This is a genomic window from Nakamurella sp., assembly GCF_044224575.1.
In the GTDB taxonomy this organism is placed as follows: domain Bacteria; phylum Actinomycetota; class Actinomycetes; order Mycobacteriales; family Nakamurellaceae; genus Nakamurella.
In genome coordinates, this window is record NZ_JBGAKE010000023.1 from 54,185 (window position 1) to 79,367 (window position 25,183).

The following is a 25,183-nucleotide window of genomic DNA, read 5'->3' on the forward strand; positions in this document are numbered from 1 at the left end:
AGTTGCTCGCGGCACCGACGATACGATGGGCGGGCCATGAAGGGGTGAGGGAATGACCGGCCGGTCGAGCAAAGCTAGTCGGCAGTTCCGGATCACCCGGGTGCGCCTGCGGCACTACCGGAGCATTGCCGCATGTGATGTCGAGCTTGGACGCATGGCCCTGCTGGTCGGCGCGAACGGATCGGGAAAGAGCAGCTTCCTGGACAGCCTGCGGCTGGTCTCCGATTCATTGCAGACGACCCTTGATCACGCGCTGCGTGATCGAGGGGGGATTGCCGAGGTGCGGCGCCGGGCGACCGGTCATCCGACGCATTTCGGGATTCGGTTGGACTTCGTCTATCCGGAGGGGACCGGCTCCTACGGGTTCCAGGTGGCTGCTGTCAAGGGCAAGGATTTCCGCATCTCGCACGAGGAATGCGAGGTCCACACGTTCGACACTGACGCGCTAGACAGCCAAGGCCTATGGTCGGGGCCGGCGGCGTTCAAGGTACGGGACGGGCAGGTCGTTCAATCACCGGGTATCGCCCTGCCACCGGCGAGCAAGGACCGACTGTTCCTGGTGACTGCGTCGGCGATCCCGATTTTCCGGTCCGTCTACGACGGGTTGGCGGGCGTCAACGTGTACAACATCAACCCCGACTCGATGCGGCAGCTCCAGACCCCCGATGCTGGAGAGCTCCTGCGCCGTGACGGGTCCAATATCGCCAGCGTGCTCGAACGCCTGCGACGAGAGCACCCCGGCATCAAGAAGCGCATCGAGGACTACTTACAACAGATCGTCCAAGGGGTCAGCAAGGTGGACCGGGTCGCGCTCGGTTCCTACGAGACCATCGAGGTCGATCAGCAGGTCGCAGGGGCCCAGGCACCATGGTCTTTCCAGGCCACGTCGGTCTCGGACGGCACGTTGCGCGCTCTCGGAGTCTTGACCGCGCTGTTTGCCGGTTCCCAGGATCGGCTCAGTCCGATCGGAGTCGAGGAACCCGAATCGGCTTTGCACCCGGCCGCCGCTCGGCTCCTGCTCGATGCACTGCGAGACGCGAGCGAGCGACGGCAGGTCCTGGTCACTAGTCACAGTCCGGACCTTTTGGACAACGCCTCAATTCGGGAGAGCGAAATTCTGGCGGTGACGGCGACCGCGGGGCAGACGACGATCGGGCGGCTGGACGCCACCGCCCGGGCGGCGCTCGAGGACAGCTTGTTCACCCCGGGGGAGTTGATGCGGGTGAGTCAACTCCAACCGGAACCGTCGACGTCGCAGCAGATCGACCTCTTCCGGTGACCTACACGCTTCTCCCGGTGGTCGAGGGTGATGGCGATGTCGGCGCGGTCCGAATCCTGTTGCGCCGAATCTGCGGCGAAGTCTTCGACCGGTGGGATGTCGACATTCGTCAGCCGTGGCGACTTCCGCGGTCGCAGATGACGATCAACGAATCGATCGGACGTGTGTACCGGGCCCTCGCGCGCGGTCTCGTCGGCGGCGGCGGCGTCATCGTGGTGCTCGATCAGGATGACGATCATGACATCGCCGGACTGGTCGGCAGAGTCTCCGAACCAATGGCCGGCATGGCCGACCTGCGGGTCGTCGTGGCGTGCCGCGAGTACGAGGCTTGGTTCTTGGGGGGCATCGAATCTCTGCGTGCTCACCGCAGCGTGCGCGACGACGCGCGTTTCGACTCCGATCCGGAGGCGCCGCGCGACGCCAAGGGTCGACTGCGCCAGCTCATGCACGAGTCCTATCGTGAGACGCTCCAACAGCCGGCATTCACGGAGCTGCTGTCCATCGACGCGACTCGTCTGCGATGTCCGTCTTTCGACTTCCTGGTCCGAGCAGTGGGCGACCTCATCGTCCCCCCGAACGCCGGATAGGCGGCGAGTGGAGGACTCGCGCCGATCGCCAAACGTGGTGCTCACAGCCGCGGACCTAAGAGTCAGCGCTAGAGCGCGCCTTCGGCGTGCTGGGTCGATCGGTAGATGCCGTGCGGTTGCTCCAGCCGGGAGGGCTCGGGTTGGAGGGCCGGGTCATTGCCGAAGCCGGTGCAGGGTGTTGCGGCGGGGTCGTTGGTCGGGGTCGATCCAGGTGGGTGGAATGACTTCGGGGTGGCCGTCTTTGCCCATTCGCATGGTCCAGTCGCCCTGGTGGATCAGGGTGTGGTGGAACCCGCAGACCACCGCACCGTTGTCCAGGCTGGTGGGTCCCCCGTTGACCCAGAACTGGATGTGGTGGATTTCGGACCAGCGGGCGGGCCGGTCGCAGGTGAGTCGGCCTGAAACGCGGTGCTCTGCTTCCGCAGGGTCCGTTTTCTCAGGCCGCTCTCCGAACCGGACGTGCGACTCTCACCGCATCCGGCTCTCCACGGTCTCAGTTGTCAGGCGGTGGTGGTGCAGGCCACGAAGGGGTTGGGGATCGCCTGGCCCCGGTAGCGGTAGCGCCGAATGGGCACCGCCGCGGGGTTGAACAACTCGATCCCGTCCGCATGGATGGGACGCCACTTTCCGGTGGGGGTAGTGAGCCATCGACGAACGTCCGTCCAGTTCCAGCGACGCCGGGTGCGTTGCCAGCGCACGACCCGCCACCAGGTGAACTGGCGAACATGATCGAACGTGCGCTGGGCGATGGCGTGCCGGAAGTAGTTGACCCAGCCACGCTGGATCTGGTTGAGCCAGATCAGCGTGTCCTTCAGGTCGGCCTGTGATGTTCTGCGCGTGCGGGCCCGAACCTTCGCCTTGACCGACCGAATGCAGCGGTCGGCGATGAAGGTGTAGACGTGCCAGCGGTTGCTGCCTCGCTTCTTGCGCCGTTGGATTCGGAAGCCAAGAAACTCGAATCCGTCGTCGATGTGCACGATCTGGGTTTTGGCCGGTGACAGCCGCAATCCCATGGGTTCGAGCACGCGGGCGACGTCCTCGTGCAGGGCCTCCACGTCGGCGCGGGTGCCGTTGACCATCACCACGAAATCGTCCGCGTAGCGGACCAGGCGATGGTTCGGTTTTCCGCGTTTGCGGCGGCCGGCGCGTTGGTCACTCGTGTGCATCCGTCCGCCCGGCTGCCAATCGGCGTGCAGGTGCTCGTCGAGCACCGACAACGCGATGTTGGCCAGCAGCGGGGACAGGATGCCCCCTTGCGGTGTGCCGGTGTAGGTGTCCTCGTAGTCGCCGAGTTCGGTGAGGATCCCGGCCTTGAGGAATGCCCGCACCAGTGCGAGCACGCGATTGTCCTTGACCCGGCCACGGACCCGCTCGAGAAGGGCGGTGTGGTCGATTCGGTCAAAGCACGCCTCGATATCCGCGTCCAGCACCCACTGGTACTGCTGGGTGCCGAACAGATGGATCTCGGCGATCGCGTCGTGCGCGCGCCGTTCGGGTCGGAAGCCGTAGGAGACCGGCAAGAAGTCGGCCTCGAAGATCGGCTCCAACACGAGCTTCAACGCCGCCTGAACGACCCGGTCGGCCACGGTAGGGATCCCAAGGCGGCGCAGTTTTCCACTACCGCCCGGCTTGGGGATCTTCCGTTCCCGGACCGGCTGCGGACCGAACTCGCTGGTCCGCAGCTGCATCCGCAGTTCGCTCAGGAACTGGGCGGACCCGATCTCGGTCTCGATCCGGGCGACGGTGATGCCGTCCGATCCGGCCGAGCGGGCCCCCCTGTTGGTCGCGACCCGGTCCCACGCCACCGCGAGGATGGCCGGGTCGTGCACGAGGTTGAACAGATCATCAAACCGGCGGCCGGGATCGGCCGCCGCCCAACAATGAAGTTTGGTCTGAATCCGCGATACCCACCCGTCCGGGTCATCCCGGACCGGGTCGGCGCCGGTATTCACCGACGCATCTCTCGTCATGTCAGTGCCTCTCTTCGTGATTACCGCTGCCGCCCTTCGCCATGTGACCGGCTTTCCCGGTCTCGGACTACTACGGCGGCTCCGCCCCATCCCGGGCCGATCGGCCGACGACGGACCCAGCCCCTGCTGTCGCCGCTGGATGCGGCGCCAGGTGGCGGAACCGGGATGGTTCCCGTGTTCACTCGTTGATCGCTCGACGAACGAGGCACCCGACTTTGCCCCTGCGGCGCTCACCACGGTTACCCCGCAGCACTTCACCATGGCCATCCCGAACGACCTCGGTCGCCGGGAGTTCCCTCTTACCCAGACTTTATGAGGGACATCACCGCCTCCGACCCATACCCGCCAGGCTCGGGGTCGGTGCGTATTTGAGAGGCTTTAGAACATCGGTTTCTTGCGTATACCGTTTCGTCTCGCTTGCCGGGCCCGCACCGTCTGGCAGTGCCGACACGTCCCGGCTTTGTCAGGGCCGCTTGCCACCCACGTCCGGCGTCTCCCGGAGCGGGCTGCCCCCAGCTTCACAGCACTGCTGCGACAGGACTGCGGCGAAGGCCTCTCACCTCCACACGATCAACAAGCGCCTCACGGCGCACCCCGGGGAACACACATTGCCTGTCGCGCAGGGTGATCGCGCGGCGCAGGCCGGTGGGCCAGATCCGGGTGGCGCGACCGATGTCCAACGGTTCACTGGGAGTGCCGAGGACGGCGGGGATGACGTTGCAGTCGCACAGCAGCCGCCGGGCCTGGGCGGGGCCGATGGTGATGCCGGTGGCGTCCAGCGTCGCCTGACCCAGCCGGCCGGTCAGGACGTCGTAGGGCACGGTCATGGTGACGTGGGGTCGTTCCCCGGCCTGGGTGGGGCCGGCGGCGGCGGTCAGGTAGCCGTCGAGGACGGTGCCCAGGGCGTGGGCGAGGCGGGTCGCGGCGGATCGTGGGTCTTTGATGCCGTCGGTTTCGGGGCGGGGCTGGGCGTGCGGGTCGGTGGCGGCGATGAACGCGGCGACGGTCAGGTCGTCGAGTCGGCCCTTGATGCCGGTCAGGCCGGTGCGGGCACCGCGGGGGCCAATGGTCAGGTCGGCGCGGTCGGCCGGGTCGCGGGGTTCGACGTCGCCGTCCGGGTCGAGGGTGTCCAGGAGTTTCTCGGCGACCCGGCCGAGGTGGACCGGGTCCATGTGTTGGGCGTGGCCGACCAGGGTGCTCTGGGCTTGGTCCCGGATGTCGGGTGGGGTGTCGGTGGGGACGCGGCTCATCGTCTTGACCACGATGCCGACCTGTTCGGCGCCGACCGCCCCGCCGCGGAGGGCGTCGCCGAGTTCGGGGAGTACGGGTGGGATCTCGCCACCGCTGATCGCGTCCTGGGGCAGCACCGTGCGGGCGGCGCGGACCCGGCCGCGGGCGTCGCCGGGGCCGATGGTCAGGGCGTGCCGGAGGAGGGCGGCGGTGCTGGGTTGGCCGTGGGTCTGGGCGAGGTGGGCCAGGTCGATCTCGCCGGCGACGGCGACCTGCACGGCGTAGGTCAGCCGGGCCAGGTGTTCCACGGTGCGGGCCGCGGCCAGCAGGTCATCGCCGGGGAGCTTCCAGTATTCGGCGTGCAGCAGCTGGTCCAGACCGGCGGCGACCGTCGCGGCGACGTCTTGGACGTCGTCGAGGGTGGTCACCGCCGTGGTCATACCCCAACCATCCCACACGTGTACGACAGTGACCCTTGATCAGCGGAAACACCGCAACCCGGGCCGACCGACCGACCGGCCGGCCGGGCAGGCGGTCGGGCGCGGCCGTCGGGCGATTCCGCGGCAGTGACGCCATGAAAGTCGTCGCTGGTGGTCAACGCTGTGGTCACACCCGAACCATCCCACACGTGTACGACAGCGGCGCCCGGCCAGGGGTGATGCTCAGAACCAGGCCTCTGGTCAGCCGTCGGTCGTACCCTGCGGTGCAGGCCACGGCGTCGACACCCTGCCCGTTCCAACTGGTCACTGGCACGGTCATCCGCGGAGTCCGCCCGCTTGCGCGACCAGACCGCCTGGAATGAGGCATCCGGCTGCCGGATTATGGGTCCGCAATTGCTGCCGGCATGCCATCGCAAGCCGGTGCGGAAGCCGAGCTCGTCCGGCCGCTTCAGTGCCGTCCAGCGCCTTCAGTGCCTCCAGCGTCGTCTTCCCGTTGGATGAGGTGGCGCAGGACTGCCGGCTGGGCAACGGGCCCTTCCAGCAGTGTCGCCCGCCTGGCTTGGTCGAACCGCCGGCGCGCGCCCGCCCGCGAACCCGCCGGAGCGTGCCAGGTCCGAGCACCGTTCTCATCGGGCTCCCATCGGGCTCCGAGCCCGGACCGTCCAGGTCGGGTGAGGCGAGCGGGGCGCCACGGTGCCAGCCTGGCTCCCAGCGGTGCGGCCCATGCCGGGTCGTATTCGAAAGCCACGGAGGCACAAGATGACTCAAGCTCCCGAGACCCCCTCGCCGGCCCTGCTGGAGGAGATGTTCGTGCACACGGCACGGTCGGTCTCCAGCGACGCCGGCACGCTGACCCTGCACGGGCTGAACCCGTCCACCCTGTACTTCTCCGACCGCCCCGAGCGGGTCGTCGGGCACATGACCACGGCGCAGTTCGTGCAGATGTGGTCGCAGGGCCCGAACAGCTTCCTGGAGGACCCGCCCAACGCGGTGCTGTCGTGGGTCGAGTCGGGTGACGACGCTCCCGAGGACGCGGTAGTGGTGCTGCGCGACCCGGTGGCCGGCGAGGACGCCATCACCTACTCGATCGAGGTGCTCGACGGAGCGGTGCCGGCCGAGGGTGGGGCCGTGTCGCTGTTCATCGACCCGTTCGGCCGCCCGCTGAGCCCGGTATCCGTGGCCGGCATGCGCCGCCGGGAGCGGCGGCGGGACTTCCGCAGGTTCTGAGCCTGGCAGCGCCCCATCAGGCTTGGTCGGCTCGAAACAGGGGAGCGGGCGACGAGAATCGAACTCGCATCATCAGTTTGGAAGACTGAGGCTTTACCACTAAGCTACGCCCGCTGTGCACCCGCCGGTGGCGGGTGCACACGAATGCTAACGCACGTCGTACCCTCGACCGGTCACACCGGTCGACGGTGCGGCCGCGGGGTGTAGCGCAGCTTGGTAGCGCGCCTGCTTTGGGAGCAGGATGTCGCAGGTTCAAATCCTGTCACCCCGACCCGGGACGCAGTCGGTGGGTCGACCCGGTCCCGTCCTGCCCTAGAATGGCCCGCGGCTCTGCCTGCAGCACGGCCGTGACGCGGCCGGCGTGCCGCCGCGGCCTGGCAGCCCGCCCTCGAACGCACTGCGGCAGCGTGGCGCATTCCTGGCGCCGGGTTCGTGCTTGCCGGCATGCCCCGGCGTCCGCCACCCGGACGACGTCGGTCACCCGCCCGTCCGAGGAGCAACTGCACCGTGAAGAGCACTGTCGAAAACCTGAACCCGACCCGGGTGAAGCTCACCGTCGAGGTTCCGTTCGACGAGCTCAAGCCGCACTTCGACCGGGCCTACAAGGCCCTGGCCGGACAGGTCAACATCCCGGGCTTCCGCCGCGGCAAGGTGCCGGCGAAGATCCTGGACGCCCGGCTCGGCCGAGGCACCATCCTGTCCGAGGTGGTCAACGAGGCGGTTCCGGCCAAGTACAGCGAGGCGATCGGCGAGGCCAACCTGCTGGTCCTGGGCCAGCCGGACATCGAGGTGACCCGCATCGACGACGGCGACGCGCTCGCCTTCACCGCCGAGGTCGATGTGCGGCCGGAGATCACCCTGCCCGCGCTCGGCGAGATCACCGTTTCGGTGGACGACGTCGAGGTCGCCGAGACCGACATCGACGAGCAGGTCGAGGCCCTGCGGGAGCGCTTCGCCACCACGACCCCGGCCGATCGACCGGCCGCTGACGGCGACCTGGTCACCATCGACCTGGCCGCCGAGGTGGACGGTGCGGCCCTGGACGAGGCGGCCACCGAGGGCCTGAGCTACCGGGTCGGCGCCGGCGACCTCGTGGACGGGATCGACGAGGCGATCGTCGGGCTGTCGGCGGGGGAGAGCAAGACCTTCCCGACCAAGCTGGTTGCCGGACCCTACGCCGGCCAGGATGCCCAGGTCACCGTCACCGTCACCGAGGTCCAGGACCGAAACCTGCCGGACGTCGACGACGACTTCGCCCAGCTCGCGAGCGAGTTCGACACCGTCGACGAACTGCGGACCGACCTGGCCGAGAAGATCCGTCGGGTGAAGAACCGCGAGCAGGGGGCCCAGGCCAGGGACAAGGTGCTGGACGCGTTGCTCGAGATCACCGATGTGCCGGCCCCCGAAGGCATCGTCACCACCGAGTTCGAGTCGCGCGCGCACGACGCCGTGCACGCCTTCGACCACAGCGAGGATGCGCTCAACGCGCACATCGAGCGCGAGGGTCAGACCCGCGAGGAGTTCGACGCGGAGTTGCGCGAGAGCGCGACCAAGGCCGTTCAGGCCCAGTTGCTGCTGGACGCGCTGGCCGAGGCCAACCAGGTGGGCGTCGACCAGAACGAGTTCACCGAGCGGGTGCTGTTCAACGCGCAGCGGCTGGGCATGTCGCCGGACGAGTACTTCCAGCGGATCCAGGAGGGCAACCAGTTCGCCGCGATCTTCGCCGAGGTGCGGCGGGGCAAGGCGCTGGCCCAGGCGGTCGAGCAGGCGACGGTCACCAATGCCTCCGGCGATGTGCTCGATGTCGCCGAGCTGTTCGGTCTGGAGAAGGTCGACGAGCAGGACGAGGCGATCGAACTCGCCGACGAGGCCGCCGCGCTGGCCGAGGCCGAGGTCGAGGAACAGCTGATCGAGGAAGCCGTCGCGGACGAGCTGGCCGAGGAGATCGCGGAGGAACTGGCGGAGGAGATCGCCGAGGAGATCGTGGCCGAAGCGCTGGCCGAGGAGATCGCCGAGGAGATCGTGGCCGAGGACATCGCGCAGGCCGAGGGCGACGAGAGTTCCAAGGCCTGAGCGGGGCCTGGGGCCGACGCGGAATGGGAGCGTGCCGGCCCCGCGCACCCAAGGTCACGCCGTCAGCGAACACCGCCGCACCGGGCATCGGTCGGCCGGCGTCGGTCGTTACTGTCGGGTGATGCCCCCGACGTCACCGCGGTGACGCGGCGGTCGGCGGCAGCAGAATTCATGACCACCCAACCGCACCCGGCCGGGCAGTCGACAAAGGAGCATTCCGTGAGCGATCGTCATTCCCCCGTCTCCAGGGCCGTGCAGGCCGTGCAGCGCCTGGAGGCCATTGCTCCCGGGTTGGCGGACCCGATGATGCGGGCCGGCGCGCCGATGTCGCTGTCCGACTCGGTGGCGGAGCGGTTGCTGCGGGAGCGGATCATCCTGCTCGGCTCCGAGGTTCGGGACACCAACGCGAACGAGATCACGGCGCAGCTGCTGCTGCTGGCCGCCGAGGACGCCGAGCGGGACATCACCCTCTACATCAACTCGCCCGGCGGCAGCGTGACCGCCGGCATGGCGATCTACGACACGATGATGTGGATCGAGCCCGATGTGGCCACCACCGCGATGGGCCTGGCCGCCTCCATGGGGCAGTTCCTGCTCACCGCCGGGGCCAAGGGCAAGCGGTCCGCGCTGCCGCACACCCGCATCCTGATGCACCAGCCCAGTGCCGGGGTCGGCGGCACGGCCGCGGACATCGCGATCCAGGCCGACATGCTGACCAAGTCCAAGCGGGAGCTCACCGAGTTGCAGTCCCTGCACACCGGCCAGCCGATCGAGCGGATCGAGGTCGATCAGGACCGGGACCGTTGGTTCACCGCACAGGAGGCGCTGGCGTACGGCTTCATCGACCAGGTCGTGAGCCGGGCCAATCCGCAGGAGCAGGCGGCCGTCGAGCAGTCCGGCAAGAAGTGATCCGGGCCAGCCGGACCGTCCAGAAGGAGACACGACCGTGAACAAGCCCGGCCACCATCCTGCCGTCGTTCGTCGAGCGGACCAGCTACGGGGTCAAGGAGTCCAACCCCTACAACAAGCTGTTCGAGGAGCGCATCATCTTCCTCGGTGTGCAGATCGACGACGCATCCGCGAACGACGTGATGGCTCAGCTGCTGACGCTGGAGTCCACCGATCCCGACCGCGAGATCATCATGTACATCAATTCGCCGGGCGGTTCGTTCACCTCGATGACCGCGATCTACGACACGATGCAGTTCGTCCGGCCGCACATCCAGACGGTGTGCCTGGGCCAAGCCGCGTCGGCGGCCGCCGTGCTGCTCGCCGCCGGCACCCCGGGTCGGCGCCTCGCGCTGCCGAACTCCCGGATCCTGATCCACCAGCCGGCCACCGAGGGCGTCTACGGCCAGGTGTCCGACCTGGAGATCCAGGCCAATGAGATCGGCCGGATGCGGTCCGCGCTCGAGGAGATCCTGTCCCGGCACTCGAACAAGACCCCGGAAGAGGTCCGCAAGGACATCGACCGGGACAAAATCCTGACGGCCGCCGAGGCCAAGGACTATGGGCTCATCGACGAGGTGCTCAACTACCGCAAGCTGGGCTGAACCGGGCCCGGCGGTCCCGGCCCGGAATCCGCCGTCGCGCGGGTTTCCATCGGCAGATATTGCCTCTGGCGTCGTCGGCGGAGCCCGATACTCTGGTAGCAAGTGCCTTGCCGTGCTGGCATCGGTGCCAGGCCCGCCGACCGGACGCCTCCGGTCGGGGAAGGTCGAGCACACGAACTTGCGAGTGTTCGTGTCGTGACCTCTAAACCGGGGACCGGTGCGTGTCCGGCAGGTAACGTCAACGCGGTCGCGGCAGTACTGGGAATTGGGTCCTTCAGGGTGTTAACGAGGACTGGCACACGACGGATCGAGAGGTCTCATGGCGCGCATCGGTGACGGGGGCGACCTGCTCAAGTGCTCCTTCTGCGGGAAGAGCCAGAAGCAGGTGCGCAAGCTGATCGCCGGACCCGGCGTCTACATCTGTGACGAGTGCATCGACCTGTGCAACGAGATCATCGAGGAGGAGCTCGCCGAGACCAGCGAGGTCAAACTCGACGAGTTGCCCAAGCCGACCGCGATCCGTGAGTACCTGGACCAGTACGTCATCGGTCAGGATGTCGCGAAGAAGGCGTTGTCGGTCGCGGTCTACAACCACTACAAGCGGATTCAGGCCGGCCCCGATCGCGGTCCCGAGCCGGTCGAGCTGGCGAAGTCGAACATTCTGATGCTCGGGCCGACCGGCTGCGGGAAGACGTACCTGGCGCAGACGCTGGCCAAGATGCTCAACGTGCCCTTCGCCATCGCCGATGCGACGGCGTTGACCGAGGCCGGGTACGTCGGCGAGGACGTCGAGAACATCCTGCTCAAGCTGATCCAGGCCGCCGACTACGACGTCAAGCGGGCCGAGACCGGCATCGTCTACATCGACGAGGTCGACAAGATCGCCCGCAAGTCCGAGAACCCCTCCATCACCCGGGACGTGTCCGGCGAGGGCGTGCAGCAGGCCCTGCTCAAGATCCTGGAAGGCACCCAGGCGTCGGTGCCGCCGCAGGGCGGCCGCAAGCACCCGCATCAGGAATTCATCCAGATCGACACCACGAACGTGCTGTTCATCGTGGCCGGCGCGTTCGCCGGCCTGGAACGGATCGTCGGGGAACGCGTCGGCAAGCGCGGACTGGGTTTCGGCGCCGAGGTGCGCAGCAAGTTCGACATCGACGGCTCCGACGTCTTCGCCGACGTCATGCCCGAGGACCTCATCAAGTTCGGGCTGATCCCCGAGTTCATCGGGCGGTTGCCGGTGGTTGCCTCGGTGACCAACCTGGACAAGGAATCGCTGGTCAAGATCCTCACCGAGCCTCGGGACGCGCTGTCCAAGCAGTACCAACGGCTTTTCGAGATGGACGGCGTCGCCCTGGAGTTCGAGGCCGACGCCCTGGAGGCGATCGCCGACGAGGCGATCCTGCGCGGCACCGGCGCGCGGGGGCTGCGGGCCATCATGGAAGAGGTCCTGCTCCCTGCCATGTACGAGGTGCCCGGCCGCGACGACGTCGAACGCGTCGTGGTCAGCGCCGAGACCGTCCGGTCCAACGTCTACCCGACGATCGTGCCGCGGGCACCCAAGCGCACACCGCGGGAGAAGTCGGCCTGACGGCCGCCCGGCCAGTCCACTCCCGGATCAACGACAAAGGCCCCGGAACCCGCTCACGGGTCCGGGGCCTTCGCGCTGATCGCGGTCAGTTGCCACCACAGTTGGCGTCGACCCACTTGGAGATGTTGTCGCTGGCCGTGGCGAATTCGGGGCTACCGAACACTGCTTCTGCGTCGGACAACGATTCGCCCCCGGCCCGGTCGGCCAACTGGGAGAGCGTGGCGAAGTCCTGGGCAAGCTCCGGTGGGACCTGCCCGCCGTTGCCCAGATCCTCCAGGGCCTGCTTCAACTCGGATGCGTCGTACTGACCGGAGCCACCTCCCAGCGTTGCGAATGGCGCGGCGACGATCGTCAGGTAGGCGATGGACACGGCGAAACAGGTGTCGCTGTACCCGGGGATGTTCAGATCGCTCAGGTCGGACGGCACCGACAGGTCGGGCACGGACAGCTCGGTGCTCAGGTCGTTGAGCATCGAGCTTAGATCGGACAGATCGGTGGGCGCCGCGGTCGAGGTCCGGCTGGTCCGCTCCGACGTCGTCGCCGCCGAGGTCGCGGATTCGGCGGCCGCCGTGTTCACCTGGGCCGACCCCTGGACCGATGAGCCGCACGCGGCGACCGTCAGGATGGTGACCACGCTGAGCGCCAGCGCGGCGGTGAGGGCATGACGAGACCGCATGGTTCACTCCTACGGACGCAACCGGACTGGGCAAGCAGGATCCTAGTCGGCCGAGCTTGCGCGGCCGCCAATGGACACAGCCGCCAAGAGGCGGCGGCATGCGCGCTGATACGACGCGTCCGATCGGGTCAGTTGGACCAGCTTGCGAGGCCGCCATGTGGACAGTAGGACCGTGCGCAGGCAATCTTGGGCCGCAGGAGCCTGATTGTTCAGCGCGGTCCTACTCGGCGGAGCCGGCTCCGGCCAGGCTCTCGTCCGCCTTCGTCGCACCGACGACCCGCCAGGCACCCGAGTAGATGTTGAACCCGGATGCGGAGGTAAAGCCGATCAGGGTCAGCCCGGCCTCCTGCGCCAACTGCACGGCCAGGGAGGAGGGTGCCGAGACCGCGACCAGCATGCCGGCCCCGGCCAGCACCGCCTTCTGAACCAGTTCGAATGACGCCCGCGACGAGGTCACCAGCGCCCGGTCGACCAGTGGCAACCGGTCGGCCAGCAGCGCGGCCCCGATGACCTTGTCCATCGCGTTGTGCCGGCCGACGTCCTCCCGGACCTGCTCCACCAGTCCGCCGGCGGTGGCCAGGCCGGCGGCGTGAACGCCGCCGGTGGTACGGAATGTCCGCTGCTGCGCACGCAGCCGGCCGGGCAGAGCACGGATCGTCTCCGGCGCCAGCTCGACCCTCCCCGGGGGGTACCGGCCGGCCCGGGTGATCGCGTCGATCGATTCGGCGCCGCAGACCCCGCAGGCCGAGGTGGTGACCTGCCGGCGGGGGCGCACTCGGGCCTGGGCAGCGGCGTCGGCCAACCCGACCTCGAGGACGTTGTAGGTGTTGCGCCCGTCGGGCCCGACCCCGGTGCAGTACCGCGCGGACCTGACGTCGTCCCGGCTCGCGATGATGCCCTCGGCGTGCAGCAGCCCGTGCACCAACTCGATGTCCGCGCCGGGGGTGCGCATCGTGGTGGTGAACGGTTCGCCGCCGATCCGGATCTCCAGCGGCTCCTCGCCCGCCACGGTGTCCGACCGGCTGCTGAAGGCGCCGTCGCGGTAGCGAACGACCGGCGTCCGGACGGTGACCCGACTCATTCAGCCAGCATGCCACCGACCGCGTCGGACGGTCAGCGGCGGACCATCCGGATCTCCAGAATGCCCTCGGAGTCCGTGCGTTCGGCACCGTTGGGGATGAAGTCGTGGTGGACGTAGAACGCCGCCGCCCGGGGATTGTCCCGGTAGGTCCACAACGTTGCCGGGCCGTCGGCGATCGCCGCGGCCAGCAGCGCGTCCGCCAGGCCGGTGCCCTGATGGGCCTCCCGGACGTAGATCGCGTAGAGCTCGCGCTCGGTCTGCGGGTCATCGTCGCGGGTGGGACCGGCGATCGCGATGCCGATGACCTCGCCGTCCGACTCCACCAGGTAGTGGTCGGCGACCCCGGATTCGATCTCCTTGCGTCGGCGCGCCCCGAGCCGGGCGACGTCCATGCCCTCGAACCGGTCCGCTCCCCACAGGGTGCCGTACGCCTCTTCCCAGCACGCCAGGTGGCAGGCGGCGAACGCGTCCGCGTCGTCCGGCAGCGCCGGGCGGACCGTGGGCGTGGGGGTCATGCCACCGCTCCCACGGAGTGCCCCGCTGGATCGGCACCCCGCGCGGGTGCGACCGTGCGGTGCCGTTGATTCGGTCGGCAAGCCTCCCTCATGGATCCACCTTTCGGGCAGCAAGTTCACGTCGGTCACGCGGGGGACCGAAGTCGTCGTCGGGCAGATGCATGTCGATGCGGTCGTCAACCGACCATCCTCAGGTTAGTGCACCCCGGATCGCCGTCCGTCCGCGCCAGGCCGCCGGGCGGGCGTGCCGGGTGAAGCGCTCGTGAACACTGCGAAAGGTCGACCGGAGCCCCACACGCGAGCTTGCCGCACCTGGCCGGATATGGGTGGCACCATGGCCAGGTGCCCGTCTACCGTGACTCCGCCGTAGTGCTGCGGGTGACCAAACTCGGCGAGGCGGACCGCATCGTCACTCTGCTCACCCGGCGGACGGGCAAGGTGCGGGCGGTCGCCAAGGGCGTGCGTCGGACCCGCAGCAAGTTCGGCGCCCGGCTGGAGCCGTTCAGTCACGTCGACCTGCAGTTGTACGCCGGCCGGAACCTCGACATCGTCACCCAGGCCGAGACCCTCGACCCGTTCGGCGCGACGCTGGCCGCCGACTACCCCCGATACACCTGCGCCACCGCGATCGCCGAGACCGCCGAGCGGCTGGCCGCCGAGGAGCGGGAGCCGGCCCTGCGGTTGTATCTGCTGGCGGTGTCGGCGTTGCGGGCGTTGACCGAGCCGACCCGGGTGCCGACGCTCGTCCTGGACGCATTCCTGCTCCGGGCGATGGTGCTCGCCGGCTGGGCGCCGGCGCTGCGGGAGTGCGCCCGGTGTGGTCGCCCCGGCCCGCACGGCGCCTTTCACGTGGCCTCCGGTGGGGCGCTGTGTGCCGACTGCCGGCTCAGCTCGTCCGGGGTGGTCCGGCCGGCGCCGGCCACCATCGACCTGATGTGTGCGTTGACCGAAGGCGCGTGGACCGTCGCCGATGCCTCCGAATCGAGCCACCGGCGGGAGGCGTCCGGCCTGGTCGCCGCGTTGCTGCAGTGGCATCTGGAACGGGGCCTGCGCTCGCTGCCGATGGTCGACCGCGAGGTCCGGGCATGATCCGTTCGACGTCGCCCCGACCCCCCACTCCGCACCCCAGCGGTGCGCGGCCGCCGGTGCTGCCCGCCGGCGCGGTGCCCCAGCACGTCGCGCTGGTGATGGACGGCAACGGTCGGTGGGCCAAAGAGCGCGGTCTGCCGCGGACCGAAGGTCACAAGCGGGGCGAGGCGGCGCTGTTCGACGTGGTCGAGGGTGCGATCGAGATCGGTGTCACCCACCTGTCGGCGTACGCGTTCTCCACGGAGAACTGGAAGCGCTCGCCGGATGAGGTGCGCTTCCTGATGGGCTTCAACCGGGACGTCATCCGCCGCCGCCGGGACGACATGCACGCGTTGGGCGTACGGGTCCGCTGGGCCGGCCGCCGGCCGCGACTGTGGCGCAGCGTGATCAAGGAGTTGGAGATCGCGGAGCAACTCACCGCGAACAACCGCGTCCTGACCCTGACGATGTGTGTGAACTACGGCGGCCGCGCGGAAATCGCGGACGCCGCGCGGGCCATCGCCGAGCAGGTCGCGGCCGGTCGGCTGGACCCGGCAAAGGTGGACGAGCGGATGCTGGCGCGGTACCTGGATGAGCCGGACATGCCCGACGTGGACATGTTCCTGCGACCGTCGGGGGAGCTGCGCACCAGCAACTTCTTGATCTGGCAGTCCGCCTACGCCGAGCTGGTGTTCCAGGACACGCTGTTCCCCGACTTCGATCGCCGGGATCTGTGGCGGGCGTGCGTGGAGTACGCGTCGCGTCAGCGGCGGTTCGGCGCAGTGATCGAGACGAACCCGGATGGGGGGACAGCGTGACCGCAGGCAAGACCCAGGTGGCCGATCCGGTCGTCCCGCCGGCTCGACAGCGCTACCGGCCCGGTTCGCTGGAGCTGTTCGGCGCGATCCTGCTGCTGGCGATCCTGTTCCGCGGCCCGCTGGAGTCGCTGCTGGGCGAACCGGCGCTGCAGAGCTGGGCGACGGTGTTCATCGCCATCTGCGTGCAGGCGACGCCGTTCCTGGTCCTGGGGGTCGTCGTCTCCGGCGCGATCGCCGCGTTCGTGCCGGCCGCCTGGTTCAGCAAGGTGCTGCCGGACAAGCCGCTGCTGGCCGTCCCGGTCGCCACCGTCTGCGGGGCCGCCCTGCCCGGTTGCGAATGCGGCTCGGTGCCCATCTCCAATCGGCTCATCGACCGCGGCGTCCGCCCGTCGGCCTCGCTGGCGTTCATGCTGTCCGCGCCGGCGATCAACCCGATCGTGCTGGTCGCCACCGCGGTCGCGTTCACCGGCTACCCGGCGATGGTCTGGGCGCGGCTGCTCTCCGGCCTGCTCACCGCGCTCATCGTCGGCTGGCTGTGGGAGCGGATCGGCCGTCCCGAATGGATGCGGCCGAAGAACCCGGCCCGGACCGAGCCCGGACAGTCCGGGTGGCGGGTGTTCCTGTCCACCATCCTGGGCGACTTCACCCAGGCCGCCGGCTTCCTGGTGATCGGCGCCGCGGCCGCGGCCACGTTCAAGACCATCGTGCCGGCCCACGTCATGGAGGGCATCGGCGCCTCCCTGCTGTTCTCGGTGCTGCTGATGGCCGGCCTGGCGTTCATCCTGGCCCTGTGCTCCGAGGCGGACGCGTTCGTCGCCGCCTCCTTCTCGACCATCCCGATGGTCGGCAAACTGGTCTTCCTGACCGTCGGGCCCGCGGTGGACGTCAAGCTCTTCGCCATGCAGGCCGGCATCTTCGGCCGCAAGTTCGCCGTCCGGTTCGCCCCGCTGACGTTCGGCGTGGCCGTATTGGTCGGCACCACCGTCGGCCTGATCTTCTGGGGGTGGCAGTGATGCTCGGAACCGATGAGCAGCCCCGCACCGGGTCCGGGCGCCGACGGTTCCGTCTCGGCGGCATGGGCGTCGAGACGCAGTCGATCATCGTCACCCTGCTCGGCGGGCTGCTGATCTCGATCACCGTCTCCGGGCGTTTCACCTCGTACGTCCGGCCCGGCTTCAAGTGGTTGCTGCTGATCGCCGGGGCGATTCTGGTCGTCGTCGGCATCGTCTCCCTGGTTCTCGCGGTCCGCGCGGACATGAAGGCCGGCAAGCAGGACGAACCCGGCGCCGAGGGTCACGATGCGCACGGCCACGACCACTCGACGTCCAAGGCGTCCTGGTTGATCCTGGCCCCGGTCCTGGTGCTGCTACTGGTTGCGCCGCCCGCGCTGGGCGCGGACGCGGTCGCCCGGAACGCCGGATCGCAGGGGCTGGCCGGGTACGACGTCGCGGCCGCGAGTGCCCCGGCGGCGCCCGCGCAGACCGACGTCGGCGGCAAGGACGGCACCACCGGGGTCAGTGGGGGTTACGCGTTCAACGACGGCAGCGGATCGGTCTACGACTCCAGCGGCGGCCGGCGCACGATGCACTTCGATCCGCTGTCCGGCACCGACCCGCAGCTGACCATGAAGGATTTCGTGCTGCGCTCCCTGTACGACGCCGACCGCTCGCTGGACAGCGGCACCCCGGTGACCGTCACCGGCTTTCTCGCCCCCGCCGGGGACGGCTTCGACTCCGGGTACACCATCGCCCGGATGGCGATCAGCTGCTGCGCGGCCGACGCGAACCCGCTGCAGCTGCACGTCGACGGCGACATGCCCATGCCGTCGAACACGTGGGTGCAGGCCGTGGTGGTGAACGTGCCGAACACCGGCACCCTGGACAACGGCTATGTCCCGTCGGTGACCGTCCAGTCGATGCAGACGATTGACCAGCCGGACGACCCGTACGAGCACTGACGTGCGGCGCTAGTCCCCGGGCTGCTGCACCATGGTGCCCAACCGCTCGGCGATATCGTTGACGTCCCGCAACTCACCTGCGGCAATGGCCAGGACGAGATCGGTGACGTCGCCGTCGTAGGCATCGGGGGCGGTGACTGTCGCGCCGTTGTCGCGGAGGAACACCACCGTCGCCAGCCAGGCCGTCCGCTTGTTGCCGTCGACAAACGGATGGTTCGCCGTCAGCGAGTGCAGCAGCGCCGCCGCCTTCAGCGTGAGTGAGGAGTAGGCGTCTTCGCCGAAGACAGTGCTGGACGGTCGATGGCAGGCCGAATCGAGCAGGCCGAGGTCGCGGACGCCGGGGTCGCCGCCGACCGCGATGCGCGCGATCGCCAAGGCGTCCTCGGCGGACAGGAAGCGGGTCACTCGCCCAGGCGCCGGAGGACATCCGGGTAGTCCGACGCCGCTTCCCGCGCCAGTGCATCGATCTGCCGGCTGCGCCGGTGCCGCGCCAAGTATTCGTCGATCGCAATCAGCACGGTCTGGTGCACCGACCGACCGTCGGACTGCGCCTGATCGCGGAGGGCGTCCGCGGTTGCCTCATCGAGCCGAAGTGTCATGGCCATGCACCGATGGTATCAACGTGATACCACGCCCGCGACGAGTCCAGTCGGCCGAGCCTGCGAGGCCGCCATCGAATCGCTGCAGGACCGGGCGCCGACAATTCGGCGACGGAGGAGCCGGATCGTTCCGCGCGGTCCTACCGCAGCTCGGCGGCCAGCGCCTCGGGCAGGGTCCGGTGCGCGAACTCGAAGCCGGCCTCGTGCAGCACCGCCGGCACCGCCCGGCGCCCGTCGACCAGTTCGTCGGCAAACTCGCCCAGCGCGATCCGCAGCGCGAACTCCGGCACGATCCACGGTGTCGGCCGGTGCAGCTGTTTGCCCAGCTCCTTGGTGTACTCGGCGTTGGTGACCGGATAGGGCGCGGTGAGGTTGGCCGGTCCGTGCACGGGGTTGGTCAGCAGGAACTGCATCGCGGCCAGGTGGTCGGTGACGGAGATCCACGGGTAGTACTGGTCGCCCGAGCCCAGCCGGCCGCCCGCCCATAGCCGGGTGAGTAGCGAGGTGAGCTTGAGCAGGTCGCCGTCCATGCCCAGGACCAGGCCGGTCCGCAGCAGGACGACCCGCACGTCGGCCTCGCGGGCCGGGGCGGTGGCGTCCTCCCACTGCACGCAGAGCTGGGCCAGGAAGGAGTCGCCCGGCGGGGCGTTCTCGGTGACGATCTCGGTGCCGCAGGCCCCGTAGTAGCCGACCGCGGAGGCGTTGAGCAGGACCGGGACGCCGAGCCGGGCGCACTCGGCCGCCAGCGTCCGGGTCGGGTTCACCCGGGAGGACAGCAGCTGGTGCTTGTACTCCCGGGTCCAGCGGTGGAACGCGGTCGGGGCACCGCACAGGTTCACCACGGCGTCCGCTCCGTCGAAGACGGAGCTGTCCAGATCGCCCGAATGCGGGTTCCACAGGCTCTCATCGGGCCCGGTCGGCTCCGAGCGGACCAACCGGATGACCTGATGACCGGCGGTAGTCAGGGCCTGGGTCAACCCGCGTCCCAGAAACCCGCTCACCCCGGCGGCAACGACCTTCACGCTGTGCGAACCTCCACGCGTTGAACCTGTCCTGCGCTGGCCGTCTGAATACGGCCGCGGGCGGCCCGCTGGAGGCAGGCCGCCCGCGTGCGCACGTTACAGGCTGGGACGTTACAGACCGAGGTCGCCCTCGAACTCCCCGGCCTCGATCCGCTTCTTGACCGCGGCCAGGAAGCGGGAGGCGTCGGCGCCGTCGATGTTGCGGTGGTCGTAGGACAGCGCCAGGTAGCACATCGAGCGAATCGCGATGACCTCGTTGCCGTCGGCGTCCTTGGCGACCACCGGCCGCTTGACGATCGCGCCGGTGCCCAGGATCGCCGACTGCGGCGGCACGAAGATCGGGGTGTCGAACAGCGCGCCCACCGACCCGGTGTTGGTGATGGTGAACGTGCCGCCGGACAGCTCGTCCGGGCCGACCTTGTTGTCCCTGGTCTTGCCCGCCAGCTCGCCGATCTTGCGGGCCAACCCGGCGATGTTCAGGTCGTCCGCGCCCTTGATCACCGGCACGATCAGGCCGCGCGGGGTGTCGACCGCGATGCCCAGGTTGACCGAGCCGTGGTAGGTGATCTCCTTCAGGTCCTCCGACAGCGTCGAGTTGATCACCGGGTAGGCCTTGAGGGCCTCCAGCGCCGACTTGACGAAGAACGGCAGGAAGGACAGGTTGACGCCCTCGCGGGCGGCGAACGAGCCCTTGGCCTTGGCCCGGAGTGCGGCGATCCGGGTGCAGTCGACCTCGAACACCGTGGTCAGCTGAGCGGCAGTGTCCAGGCCGTGCTTCATGTTCTTGGCGATGGACTGGCGGATCCGCGGCAGCTTCACCGTGGTCCCGATCAGCGCGCTGGCCTTCGCGTCCGGCTTGGGCACGCTGGACCCGGCCGCCGGGGCGGCGGCGGGAGCGGCGGCAGCAGGCGCAGCCGCCGGCGCCGGTGCGGCCGCCGCGGCCTTGGCCGCCTCGGCCGCCGCGACCACGTCCTCGCGACGGATCCGACCGCCGACTCCGGTGCCCTTGACCGACGCCAGGTCGACGCCGGCATCGGCGGCGAGCTTGCGGATCACCGGGGTGACGTAGGTGCCCTCCGGCACCCGCTCCGGCGGCAGCGCCGAGACGGGCTTGGCCGGAGCCGGGGCAGCGGCGGCGGGCTTCGGGGCTTCCTTCGGCGCTTCGGCCTTGGGGGCCTCGGCCTTCGGTGCCGGCGCGGGCGCCGCGGCGGCGTCCCCGATGATGCCCAGCTGGCCGCCGACCTCGATGGTCTCGTCCTCGCCGACGCTGATCTCCAGCAGGGTGCCGGCGACCGGCGACGGCACCTCGGTGTCGACCTTGTCGGTGGACACCTCGACCAGCGGCTCGTCCACCGCGACCTCGTCGCCGACGGCCTTGAGCCACCGGGTGACGGTGCCCTCGGTCACCGACTCGCCCATCTCGGGCAGCTTGACCGAGGTGCCGGAGGCGGCCCCACCGGTCGCGGCCTTCGGCTTCTCGGCCGGGACCTCGGTCTCGGTGGACGGAGCCTCGGCCGGGGCCGCCGCGGCGGCGGGCGCCGCCTCGGGCTCCGCTGCGGGTGCACTGGCGGGCGCGGCGGCGGCTCCGGAGCCGTCGCCGATGATCGCCAGGTCGGCGCCGACGGCGGCGGTCTCGTCCTCGCCGACCAGGATCTTCTCCAGCACGCCGCCGTACGGCGCAGGGATCTGCTCGTCGACCTCGACCTGATCGCCCACGTTCTTGAGCCATCGGGTGACGGTGCCCTCGGTGACGCTCTCCCCGAGCGCGGGCATCTGGACGGAGTGGGACATGGGTGTTGCTCTCCTTGCTGGGTGACCGGGTCTGCGGAAGATCTGCTGGCGATCGACTCCCGGTCGCCGCACCGCCTACCGCGGCGGCGACCGGGAAGCGGGTCAGTCGTGCACGTGCAGGGGCTTGCCGGCCATCGCCAGCATCGCCTCGCCGAAGGCCTCGTACTGCGAGGGGTGGCCGTGAACCATCGGGGCGACGTCCTCGGGATGCGCCTCCCAGCCGACGACCAGCTGGGCCTCGCCGATCAGCTCGCCGATCCGGGCGCCGACCATGTGCACCCCGACGATCGGACCCTCCTTGACCCGGACGACCTTGATGCCGCCGGCGGTCTTGAGGATCTGCGACTTGCCGTTGCCGCCCAGGTCGTAGACGTAGGACTCGACCTTGTCCTTGCCGTACCGCTCCTGGGCGACGGCCTCGGTGACCCCGACGGAGGCGACGTTGGGGTCGCAGTAGGTGATCTTCGGGATCTTCTCGTCGGGGATGACGACCGGGTTCAGGCCGGCGATCTCCTCGGCGACGAAGATGCCCTGCTGGAAGCCGCGGTGGGCCAACTGCAGGCCGGGCACGATGTCGCCGACGGCGTAGACGTGCGGCAGGTTGGTGTGCAGCCGCTCGTCGGTGATGACGAAGCCGCGGTCCATGGTGATGCCGGCTTCCTCGTACCCGCAGCCCGCGGTCGCCGGCCCGCGGCCGACGGCGACGAGCAGCAGGTCGGCCTTGAGTTCGGTGCCGTCCTCGAGCAGGACGGTGACGCCGGAGTCGTCCTGGGTCACGCTCTTGAACCGGACGCCGGTCTTGAAGCCGATCTTGCGCTTGCGGAAGGCCCGTTCGACCAGCTTGGCGGCCCACGGATCCTCCAGCGGAACCAATGTCGGCAGCGCCTCGACGATCGTCACGTCGGTGCCGAAGGAGGCCCAGGTCGAGGCGAACTCGACGCCGATGACGCCGCCACCGAGCACGATGGCGGTCTCCGGCACCCACTCCAGGCTCAGCGCCTGGGTGGAGGTGATGACCCGACCCTCGATCTCCAGGCCGGGCAGCGACCGCGAGTACGAGCCGGTGGCCAGGATGACGTCCTTGCCGATGTACCGGTCGTTCCCGACGACCACGGTGTTCGGGCCGACGAACGTGCCGACGCCCTCGACCACCTGGATGCCGCGGGACTTGATCAGACCCTGCAGACCCTTGTACAGCCGGGTGATGATGCCGTCCTTGTACTTGAGCAGGGCGGCGGTGTCGATTCCGTCGAAGGTCGACTTCACTCCGATGGAGGCACCCTCACGGGCCTCGTCGGCGACCTCGGCGGCGTGCAGCAGCGTCTTGGCCGGGACGCAGCCCCAGTGCAGACAGGTGCCGCCGAGCTTCTCCTTCTCGATCAGGGCCACCGACATGCCGAGTTCTGCGGCCCGGAGGGCGGCGGCGTATCCGCCGGAACCTCCGCCCAGGACGACCAGGTCGACGTTGGTGTCGGTCATCGCTACGCGCTCCTCTTCCCAGTTCAGCCGCTGGCCGAACCGCACTGAATTTGAATCTCATTACCACTCACGGCAACGCTCGACGCGTGGTCGCGATTCCGGCGGCATGGTCGGGTGGGCCGTTGGCCGGTGCTCCCCAGTCGGCGCGGTGTCCATCTTGGCATCCCCGCACATTCGGCGCCCTGTCAACCGATTGCCGGTGATCGGGAACACGGACGAGCGGGATGTCGTCGCCCCGGCGGTCCGCGGCCCTCGATCGGACAGGGATGATTGACCGCATGGGAATGTTCTCCTGGCTGCACCGATCGAGCCGATCGGGTTCGTCCGGTCCGTCGGGCGGCTCCGGCAAGGGCGCGCGCGGCAAGGTCGCCGACGATCTGGCCGAGTGGGCGTCCCGCCGGCGCGGGGTCGAGGTGTACGTGGAGCCCAAGACCGCGGTCACCGGCACCAGCGTCGTGCTGGTGGCGCACGACGGCGAGTTCACCCGCCGCCGCATCTCCTCGCCCAAGGCCGCGCAGAAGTTCGCGCACGCCCACGAGCTGCCGATCTACGACGCGATGATCGTCGGGTACCCGCAGCGCATGCGGGACTATTCGCGCCGGCAGACCATCCTGCGCGAGCGTGCCCAGCGCGCGGCGCTCGACGACCAGCACTGACCCGGCCGACCCGCGGGCGCTCAGCGGCTCAACGGCCGGCGAGGTCCGCGATCGTGGCCAGCAGCGTCCGCACCGGAACCCCGGTGCCGCCCGGGGCGGTGTAGCCGTACGCCTTCCCGTCGTTGAAGGCGGGCCCGGCCACGTCCAGGTGCGCCCACTGCACGCCGTCGGCGACGAATTCGGCGAGGTAGTGCCCGGCCACCAGCATGCCGCCGGCCGGTTCACCGGAGATGTTCTGCAGATCGGCCAGGGGCGAGTCCAGACCCTCCCGCAGGTGCTCGGGCAGCGGCATCGCCCACCCGCCCTCGCCGACCGATCGAGCCAGCTCGGCGACCCGGTCGCGCAGCCCCGGGTCGCCCATCACGCCCATGGTTCGCTTGCCCAGCGCGACGACCTGCGCGCCGGTCAGCGTGGACGTCTCCAGCAGGTACTCCGGGTTGTCCTCGCACGCCCGGACGATCGCATCGGCCAGCACCAACCGGCCCTCGGCGTCGGTGTTCAGCACATGCACCGTCTTCCCCTGCGCGGCTGCCTTGCCCCGGCCGGCGGGCGCGCCGCCGTAGTGGCGCAGGACGTCGCCGGGCCGGTAGGCGGTGCCGGACGGCATGTTCTCGGCCAGCGCCGCGTAGGCGATGACGGTGACCGGTAGACCGAGCCGGGCGACGCCCAGCACGGTGGCGACGACCGCGGCCGCCCCGGCCATGTCGCTGGTCATCTGATCCATCTTGGGTCCGGGCTTGATCGAGATGCCGCCGGTGTCGAAGGTGATGCCCTTGCCGACCAGCGCGACGGTGGTGACCGGCTTGGCGGGGGTGTAGGCGATCCGGACCAGCCGCGGCGGCCGGGAGGAGCCGGCGCCGACGCCCAGGATCCCGCCGTAACCACCCTTGGCCAGCGCCTTCTCGTCCAGCACCTCGACGGTCAGCCCGGCCTTGTTCGCGGCCGCCGACGCCCGGGCGGCGAACTCGGCCGGGTACAGGTCGTTGGGGGCCGCGTTGACCAGGTCGCGGGCGAAGGCGACGGACTCGGCGGCGACGGTCGCCCGCTCCAGGATCTGCTTGGCCGCCTTGTTCGCCGACGGGACGGTCAGCACGACGGCGTCCACCGGGGCCGATCCCGGCTTCTTGTACGCATCGAAGACGTAGGCGCCCAGCAGATGACCCTCGGCGGCGGCGGCCGCGTCCAGCAGCGAAAGGGTGGAGACCACCTTGGTGTGGCCCGCGACCGCCCGGGACGCCGCGCCGGCCGCCCGGCGCACCCGATCGGCCAGGTCGTCCGACTCGGCCGGCGACCGGTCGTCGGCCGCCGCGCCGACACCGACCACGACCACCCGATCCGCGGCGACCGCCCCGGCGGCCGGGATGGTCGTCACCGATCCGGGCTTGCCGGCGGCGCCGGCCAGCGCCGCGGCGTCGACCAGGGCGGCGAATCGTTCGTCGGCGGCGACCGGGCCATTGGCGCCCTGGTACGCAGCGACCACCAGGGCGTCGGCCTTGACGGTCAGCGGGTCGGCGGTGGTCAGGCTCAGGCGCGTCATGCCCCGACCGTAGTCGGGCGTCCGGACGCCGCCGGTG

General features: G+C 69.6%; 23 protein-coding genes, 2 tRNA genes and 1 pseudogene. 13 read left to right on the top strand and 13 right to left on the bottom strand.

Translation table 11 applies throughout. The features are described 5' to 3' along the window. Window positions 1-52 precede the first annotated feature (52 nt). A complete protein-coding gene (locus tag ACILSK_RS20730) occupies window positions 53-1,279 on the top strand; it encodes an AAA family ATPase (protein WP_395729084.1) in 1,227 nt (408 codons plus the stop codon). Then, window positions 1,276-1,866: a DUF4276 family protein gene (locus ACILSK_RS20735; protein ID WP_395729085.1), complete on the top strand. Its 591-nt coding sequence runs from the start codon at window positions 1,276-1,278 to the stop codon at window positions 1,864-1,866. The genes ACILSK_RS20730 and ACILSK_RS20735 overlap by 4 nt, the downstream gene beginning before the upstream one ends. Before the next feature lie 153 nt (window positions 1,867-2,019). On the opposite strand, the pseudogene ACILSK_RS20740 reads toward ACILSK_RS20735, so the two are convergent. The 3 genes and pseudogenes from ACILSK_RS20740 to ACILSK_RS20750 all read right to left on the bottom strand — a co-directional run. Further along, window positions 2,020-2,244, bottom strand: a pseudogene (locus ACILSK_RS20740) (HNH endonuclease signature motif containing protein); the annotation flags it as partial. Between the two features lie 122 nt (window positions 2,245-2,366). Then, on the bottom strand, window positions 2,367-3,836 hold the full coding sequence (ltrA, locus tag ACILSK_RS20745; protein ID WP_395726837.1) for a group II intron reverse transcriptase/maturase: 1,470 nt from the start codon (window positions 3,834-3,836) through the stop codon (window positions 2,367-2,369). 518 nt (window positions 3,837-4,354) lie between these two features. Then, window positions 4,355-5,506, bottom strand: a complete 1,152-nt coding sequence (locus ACILSK_RS20750) for a DUF222 domain-containing protein (RefSeq protein ID WP_395729086.1) — start codon at window positions 5,504-5,506, stop codon at window positions 4,355-4,357. A 759-nt stretch (window positions 5,507-6,265) separates the two neighbouring features. Here ACILSK_RS20750 and ACILSK_RS20755 point away from each other — a divergent pair. Continuing rightward, window positions 6,266-6,733: a hypothetical protein gene (locus ACILSK_RS20755; protein ID WP_395729087.1), complete on the top strand. Its 468-nt coding sequence runs from the start codon at window positions 6,266-6,268 to the stop codon at window positions 6,731-6,733. Between the two features lie 43 nt (window positions 6,734-6,776). Here ACILSK_RS20755 and ACILSK_RS20760 read toward each other — a convergent pair. Continuing rightward, window positions 6,777-6,847: transfer RNA gene (locus tag ACILSK_RS20760), tRNA-Gly, on the bottom strand. Window positions 6,848-6,930: 83 nt separating this feature from the next. On the opposite strand from ACILSK_RS20760, the gene ACILSK_RS20765 reads away from it, so the two are divergent. The 5 genes from ACILSK_RS20765 (at window position 6,931) to clpX (ending at window position 11,947) form a co-directional block, all read left to right on the top strand. After that, a tRNA-Pro gene (locus ACILSK_RS20765) sits at window positions 6,931-7,004 on the top strand. 236 nt (window positions 7,005-7,240) lie between these two features. Next, window positions 7,241-8,806, top strand: a complete 1,566-nt coding sequence (tig, locus tag ACILSK_RS20770) for a trigger factor (protein WP_395729088.1) — start codon at window positions 7,241-7,243, stop codon at window positions 8,804-8,806. Window positions 8,807-9,112: 306 nt separating this feature from the next. Continuing rightward, complete coding sequence (locus ACILSK_RS20775; RefSeq protein WP_395729118.1) at window positions 9,113-9,715, top strand: ATP-dependent Clp protease proteolytic subunit; 603 nt, start codon at window positions 9,113-9,115, stop codon at window positions 9,713-9,715. Window positions 9,716-9,771: 56 nt separating this feature from the next. Continuing rightward, window positions 9,772-10,359: an ATP-dependent Clp protease proteolytic subunit gene (locus ACILSK_RS20780; RefSeq protein WP_395729119.1), complete on the top strand. Its 588-nt coding sequence runs from the start codon at window positions 9,772-9,774 to the stop codon at window positions 10,357-10,359. 319 nt (window positions 10,360-10,678) lie between these two features. Beyond that, window positions 10,679-11,947 (top strand): ATP-dependent Clp protease ATP-binding subunit ClpX, encoded by a 1,269-nt coding sequence (gene clpX / locus ACILSK_RS20785; protein WP_395729089.1) that lies wholly within the window; start codon window positions 10,679-10,681, stop codon window positions 11,945-11,947. A gap of 85 nt (window positions 11,948-12,032) precedes the next feature. On the opposite strand, the gene ACILSK_RS20790 is transcribed toward clpX, so the two are convergent. The 3 genes from ACILSK_RS20790 to ACILSK_RS20800 form a co-directional block, all read right to left on the bottom strand. Further along, on the bottom strand, window positions 12,033-12,623 hold the full coding sequence (locus ACILSK_RS20790) for a hypothetical protein (RefSeq protein WP_395729090.1): 591 nt from the start codon (window positions 12,621-12,623) through the stop codon (window positions 12,033-12,035). A 220-nt stretch (window positions 12,624-12,843) separates the two neighbouring features. Further along, window positions 12,844-13,704, bottom strand: a complete 861-nt coding sequence (gene fdhD / locus ACILSK_RS20795) for a formate dehydrogenase accessory sulfurtransferase FdhD (RefSeq protein WP_395729091.1) — start codon at window positions 13,702-13,704, stop codon at window positions 12,844-12,846. Between the two features lie 32 nt (window positions 13,705-13,736). Further along, window positions 13,737-14,219: a GNAT family N-acetyltransferase gene (locus ACILSK_RS20800; RefSeq protein WP_395729092.1), complete on the bottom strand. Its 483-nt coding sequence runs from the start codon at window positions 14,217-14,219 to the stop codon at window positions 13,737-13,739. Window positions 14,220-14,561: 342 nt separating this feature from the next. Between ACILSK_RS20800 and recO the strand changes: the two genes are divergently transcribed. From recO to ACILSK_RS20820, 4 genes are read left to right on the top strand one after another with little or no spacing between them, the layout of a single operon-like run. After that, window positions 14,562-15,308: a DNA repair protein RecO gene (recO, locus tag ACILSK_RS20805; protein ID WP_395729093.1), complete on the top strand. Its 747-nt coding sequence runs from the start codon at window positions 14,562-14,564 to the stop codon at window positions 15,306-15,308. Further along, on the top strand, window positions 15,305-16,105 hold the full coding sequence (locus ACILSK_RS20810) for an isoprenyl transferase (protein ID WP_395729094.1): 801 nt from the start codon (window positions 15,305-15,307) through the stop codon (window positions 16,103-16,105). Before recO ends, ACILSK_RS20810 begins: the two co-directional genes overlap by 4 nt. Continuing rightward, on the top strand, window positions 16,102-17,118 hold the full coding sequence (locus ACILSK_RS20815) for a permease (RefSeq protein ID WP_395729095.1): 1,017 nt from the start codon (window positions 16,102-16,104) through the stop codon (window positions 17,116-17,118). The genes ACILSK_RS20810 and ACILSK_RS20815 overlap by 4 nt, the downstream gene beginning before the upstream one ends. Then, window positions 17,118-18,062, top strand: coding sequence for a TIGR03943 family putative permease subunit (locus ACILSK_RS20820; protein ID WP_395729096.1), 945 nt, complete (start codon window positions 17,118-17,120; stop codon window positions 18,060-18,062). The genes ACILSK_RS20815 and ACILSK_RS20820 overlap by 1 nt, the downstream gene beginning before the upstream one ends. 9 nt (window positions 18,063-18,071) lie before the next feature. On the opposite strand, the gene ACILSK_RS20825 is transcribed toward ACILSK_RS20820, so the two are convergent. The 5 genes from ACILSK_RS20825 to lpdA all read right to left on the bottom strand — a co-directional run bounded on the left by ACILSK_RS20825 (window position 18,072) and on the right by lpdA (window position 22,953). Next, window positions 18,072-18,467 (bottom strand): type II toxin-antitoxin system death-on-curing family toxin, encoded by a 396-nt coding sequence (locus ACILSK_RS20825; RefSeq protein WP_395729097.1) that lies wholly within the window; start codon window positions 18,465-18,467, stop codon window positions 18,072-18,074. Then, on the bottom strand, window positions 18,464-18,667 hold the full coding sequence (locus ACILSK_RS20830; protein ID WP_395729098.1) for a CopG family transcriptional regulator: 204 nt from the start codon (window positions 18,665-18,667) through the stop codon (window positions 18,464-18,466). The genes ACILSK_RS20825 and ACILSK_RS20830 overlap by 4 nt, the downstream gene beginning before the upstream one ends. A gap of 134 nt (window positions 18,668-18,801) precedes the next feature. Beyond that, window positions 18,802-19,683: a TIGR01777 family oxidoreductase gene (locus ACILSK_RS20835; protein WP_395729099.1), complete on the bottom strand. Its 882-nt coding sequence runs from the start codon at window positions 19,681-19,683 to the stop codon at window positions 18,802-18,804. A 111-nt stretch (window positions 19,684-19,794) separates the two neighbouring features. Further along, window positions 19,795-21,474, bottom strand: a complete 1,680-nt coding sequence (gene sucB / locus ACILSK_RS20840) for a 2-oxoglutarate dehydrogenase, E2 component, dihydrolipoamide succinyltransferase (RefSeq protein WP_395729100.1) — start codon at window positions 21,472-21,474, stop codon at window positions 19,795-19,797. A 102-nt stretch (window positions 21,475-21,576) separates the two neighbouring features. Continuing rightward, window positions 21,577-22,953, bottom strand: coding sequence for a dihydrolipoyl dehydrogenase (gene lpdA, locus ACILSK_RS20845; protein ID WP_395729101.1), 1,377 nt, complete (start codon window positions 22,951-22,953; stop codon window positions 21,577-21,579). Between the two features lie 278 nt (window positions 22,954-23,231). On the opposite strand from lpdA, the gene ACILSK_RS20850 reads away from it, so the two are divergent. Then, window positions 23,232-23,609, top strand: coding sequence for an oxidoreductase (locus ACILSK_RS20850; protein ID WP_395729102.1), 378 nt, complete (start codon window positions 23,232-23,234; stop codon window positions 23,607-23,609). A gap of 28 nt (window positions 23,610-23,637) precedes the next feature. Here ACILSK_RS20850 and ACILSK_RS20855 read toward each other — a convergent pair whose 3' ends face one another. Further along, window positions 23,638-25,146 carry a leucyl aminopeptidase gene (locus tag ACILSK_RS20855; protein ID WP_395729103.1) on the bottom strand — a complete coding sequence of 503 codons (1,509 nt, stop codon included), beginning with the start codon at window positions 25,144-25,146 and terminating at the stop codon, window positions 23,638-23,640. Window positions 25,147-25,183: the final 37 nt, after the last annotated feature.